4 protein-coding genes and 1 pseudogene are annotated in these 4507 nt (G+C 60.0%); all 5 read right to left on the bottom strand.

The annotated features are described in order from the left end of the window. Positions 1-278: IS5/IS1182 family transposase (locus tag G568_RS0117450; RefSeq protein ID WP_026759161.1), on the bottom strand; the 278-nt coding region annotated here is incomplete at its 3' end. 180 nt (positions 279-458) lie between these two features. Continuing rightward, a complete protein-coding gene (locus G568_RS0117445) occupies positions 459-1613 on the bottom strand; it encodes a glycine cleavage T C-terminal barrel domain-containing protein (protein ID WP_026759160.1) in 1155 nt (384 codons plus the stop codon). A 28-nt stretch (positions 1614-1641) separates the two neighbouring features. Then, positions 1642-3252 (bottom strand): AMP-binding protein, encoded by a 1611-nt coding sequence (locus tag G568_RS0117440; RefSeq protein ID WP_037374506.1) that lies wholly within the window; start codon positions 3250-3252, stop codon positions 1642-1644. Then, positions 3249-4061: an enoyl-CoA hydratase gene (locus tag G568_RS0117435; protein WP_026759158.1), complete on the bottom strand. Its 813-nt coding sequence runs from the start codon at positions 4059-4061 to the stop codon at positions 3249-3251. Before G568_RS0117435 ends, G568_RS0117440 begins: the two co-directional genes overlap by 4 nt. A gap of 275 nt (positions 4062-4336) precedes the next feature. After that, positions 4337-4507 (bottom strand): annotated as a pseudogene (locus G568_RS0117425) (IS5/IS1182 family transposase); the annotation flags it as partial.

Genomic DNA, 4507 nt, shown 5'->3' with positions numbered 1-4507 from the left:
AAGTCGGGCACCTGCCAGTCCAGGTCGACCAAATGCAGCAGGCTCTCGACGAAGCCTGTGGTCTGGCGTAGCGCCATGCCGAACAACACTTTCATCGTCAAGCATGTCTGGATAGCGGTGTCGCTGTAGGTCTGCTGCCGACCGCGCTTACCGGTCGGCGCAGCCTCCCAGATCATCTCCGGGTCAAACCAGACTGTCAGCGAGCCACGGCGCTTGAGCGCTTCGTTATAGGCCGGCCAGTTCCTGGTCTTGTAGGTTGGGGGTGTGGGTCTGCTCATGTCGCCCAGCTACCACACTGGATTCGCGACATGAATCCCTCACGCGCTTTGTGCAACAGAGCCGCCGCCCGAAGGCAGAGTTTTCCAACAACGCCCCTTGTGCGCAAATGAACGCATTCCTGCTCTGCATCAGCCAACAGCGTGTGCGGCACAGGCATTTGTTCCTGTGCCGCAATTTGGTCAACTTGCGGCCGCGAGGGCCTTTTTGGGGTCGTAAAACGGGATCGGCACGACAGTGCCACCGCGCGTTTCACCCAGTTTGTCCACTGTCAGCTTTGTGCCGGTCTCTGCATGTTCGACATTCAGCATTGCGAGGGCGATGTTTTTTGCCAGTCGCGGGGAATAGACCGCCGAGGTGACCGTGCCGACCTGCGTGCCATCCCTCCTGAGCGGCCAGAAGAAATCGTTGACACCGACGAAGGGAGTCCCCTCGATTTCCAGGCCGACAAGCTTTTGCCTGACACCCTTTTCCTTGATCCTGGCAAGCGCGTCCTTGCCGATGAAATCGGCCTCCATGTCCAGATTGACCAGACGGCCCAGGTTCAACTCGTAGGGATTGTTCGCCAGGGTCATGTCCGCGTGATACGACAACATGCCCGCCTCGATCCGGCGAATGCCGGAGGTGTGGCCCGGTCTGAGACCCATTGAGTAACCAACATCCAGAATGTGTTCCCATAGCCTGCCACCTGCGGACCCGTCGCGCAGGTAGATCTCGTAGCCCAGCTCGCTCGTCCATCCGGTGCGCGAAATGATCAAGGGGACACCACTCCAGTCGTATTCCATAAACCGAAAGTACTTCAGCTCGGTCGGGGCATCACCGAAGGCCGCTCGCAGGATCTCGCGAGACTTGGGGCCTTGAAGCTGAAGGGGTGAGACATCGGGCTCTGACAGCTCGACATCCAAGCCTGCATGAACGGCCACGCCGCGTGCCCAGAGCAGGACATCGCTATCCGCGATGGACAGCCAGAAGTGATCCTCGGCCAGCTTGAGCAGGATCGGGTCGTTGATAACACCGCCCTCCTGATCCGTGATCAGCACATATTTGCACTGCCCGACTTCGCAATTCGACAGATCGCGAGAGCATAGATACTGGGTGAACCTGGCGGCATCCGGCCCTTTGATTTCGACCTGGCGTTCAACTGACACGTCACACAGTATCGCGTGATTGACCAGGTTCCAGAAGTTCTGCTCCGGATCACCGAAGTCACGGGGGATGTACATGTGATTGTAGACGGAAAAACCCTTGGCGCCCCAGCGTAGGGCCGCGTCGGAGTAAGGGGACTTTCGGACCTGAGTGCCGAAGCTGAAGTGTGCGAATTCCAGTTCGTGTGCCATGATGTGTGTCCAGTCAGGGTGTGAGGGGTCAGCCTTGCTGGCGGACCAGATCGCGGAGTTCGTTCTTGCGGATTTTGCCGGTGGTGGTTTTCGGAAGCTCGCCGAAGATTACTTTCTTGGGCCGCATATACCCGGCAAGCTTTGCCTTGGCATGGGCAAGCAATTCTTCTTCAGTCGCCTCGCACGATAGCTCGACAAATGCGCAGGGCACCTCACCCCACTTCTCATCGGGCAACGCCACCACGGCAACGAGACTTACCGCCGGGTGGGAATATAGCGCCTTTTCCACCTCGATCGAGGAAATGTTCTCGCCGCCCGAAATGATGATGTCCTTGGAGCGGTCCCGGATTTCGATGTAGCCATCGGCGTGCTGCACCGCGATATCGCCCGACCAGAACCACCCGTCCTTGAATGCCTTGGCGGTTTCCTCGGGGGCCTTCAGGTACCCCTTCATAACGATGTTGCCACGGAACACGACCTCGCCCAGCGTTTCGCCATCCCACGGTACGGGGGTGCCGGTCTCGGGATCGAGGACAAGCACGTCTTCCTCCAGCTCATAGGCGACGCCCTGCCGGGCCTTCAGATCCGCCTTTTCCTCGGGGGACAGCGCCGACCAACCGGCCTTTTCGGCGCAGACCACGGCGGGGCCATAGACTTCGGTCAGGCCGTAGACATGCGTGATGGAGATCCCCATCGCCTCCATTGCGTTGATGACGCTGGCAGGGGGCGGGGCCGCGGCCGTCATCATCTTGATCTTTTGTGGAAATTCGCGCTTTGCCTCCGCACCGCTGATCATCGACATGATGATCGGTGCACCGCACAGATGGGTGACGCCATGATCGGCGAATGCGTCATAGATCGCGTCCGCCCTTGGCGCGCGCAGGAACACATGCGTCCCGGCCAGCAGGGTGATCGTCCAAGGAAAGCACCAGCCGTTGCAATGAAACAGCGGCAGCGTCCAGAGATAGACCGGATGGTGCGGAATTTCCCATGTCACCACGTTGTTGACCGCATTGGTCCACGCGCCGCGGTGGGAATAAACAACACCCTTGGGCTTCCCGGTGGTGCCGGAGGTGTAGTTGAGCGCAAGCGCGTCCCATTCGTCGTCGGGCAAGGTGTAGACGAAATCGGGATCACCCTCTGCCAGCAGGTCGTCATAGGTCAACGCGCCGATCCTGTCGCCGCCCGGTCCTTCGCTATCCACGATATCGACAATCAAAAGGTCGCGACCGGACTGCGCGACCGCCTCGGCGGCCATCGCCGAGAACTCGGTATCAACCAGCAAGACCTTGGCTTCGCCATGGCCCAGAATATAGGCTGTCGTGCCGGCATCGAGCCGCGTGTTGTTCGCATTCAGGACCGCGCCCAGCATGGGCACTGCCAGCGCGCATTCCAGCGCCTCGGGGATGTTCGGTGCGATCAGGGCAACGGTGTCGCCCTTACTGACGCCACGCTTGGCCAAAGCGGAGGCAAGCCGTTTGCAACGTTCCGCGACCTCACCCCAGTTTCGCCGGATGCCCCCGTGGATTTGCGCGGGCAGTTCGGGGTGCACTCGCTCGACTCGCTTGAGGATCGAAACGGGCGACAGCGCGGTGTGATTGGCTGCGTTGCGCGCAAGCTCTGGTCCATTGAACGTCATGCGCCGGTCCATTCAGGCATGGGTTCCTTGCGGGTGAAGGCCCCAATTCCTGCCTCGGTATCTTTCGCCATCATGTTTTCTGCCATCGTGCGGCCCGCAAAGGCGTAGGCCTCCGCCAGCGGCATTTCGACCTGTTCATAAAAGGCGCGTTTGCCGATCCTGACGGCCGCGGGGGATTTGTCTGCGATGATGCGCGCCATTTTCATGCTTGTCTTCTCGACATCTGCCAGTGGGACGACACGGTTTACGAGGCCCATTTCGGCAATGCGCCCCGCTGGAAGGAATTCCCCCATTAGCAGCATTTCCATGGCCTGCTTGCGCGGCACATTGCGCGACAGGGCAACCATCGGGGTGGAGCAGAACAGCCCGATATTGACCCCCGACGTGGCGAAGCTCGCATTCTCGGCGGCCACGGCCAGGTCACAAGACGCCACCAACTGACAGCCCGCGGCCGTGGCGATCCCTTTCACCTCGGCGATAACAGGCTGCGGCAAGCGTACCACACGCAACATCATCGGGGAGCACTTGGCAAAGAGGTCCTGGAAATACTGGAACCCCCCATCCGGGTCTGCGCGGCGCGTCGACATCTCCTTGAGGTTATGACCCGCGCAGAAGTGATTGCCGCCGCTGCGCAAAATGACAACCTTGACACTGCGATCTGCTGCAATTTCGTCCAGCATTTCCGACATTGCGGCCAACATCGCCTCTGACAGGGCGTTGATCGATTTGGGGGCGTTCAGCCTCAGAACGGCAATGCCGTCTTGGTCCGAGCGCAGGATGAGTTGATCGTTTTCCATTGTACCGTCCATGATTTACTCCAAGGTTCCCCCGGCCATGTCAGCAATCGGGGCCGGGTCCATCTTCGTGGCCTGCGGCATGGTCAGCACCCGTTCGAGAAGGGCGCCAAGCCGCCCAATTCAGATCGCTAGATCGAGGCGCGGCTTCCAGAACGGGCGGAACAGCTCGATCTTAGGGCAGCGGTTCATCACCACTTTCAAACCCGCGTCTTCTGCGAGCTTCGCCGCTCGATGACTCTGTTGCACAAATTGGTTGAAGGCCAGACGCCCCCTTTCCCCAGACAGACTCATCCTACGGGCTCAGTTATGGGTATGCCGAGCGCGGTATAGCCGTTCATGACGAGGATGCGGACTTGGACTTCCGCAACCTGACGATCGAAGTCCCGCGCCATGAGGCGCTGGCCCAGCATTTTCACGCAGTGCATTTTGGTCTCGACGCGGCTTCGGCGGTGGTATCC

The sequence above is a fragment of the Sediminimonas qiaohouensis DSM 21189 genome (assembly GCF_000423645.1).
Lineage (GTDB): Bacteria > Pseudomonadota > Alphaproteobacteria > Rhodobacterales > Rhodobacteraceae > Sediminimonas > Sediminimonas qiaohouensis.
The sequence above is the reverse complement of the archived record's forward strand: the minus strand, read 5'-3'. Positions and strand labels throughout refer to the sequence as shown.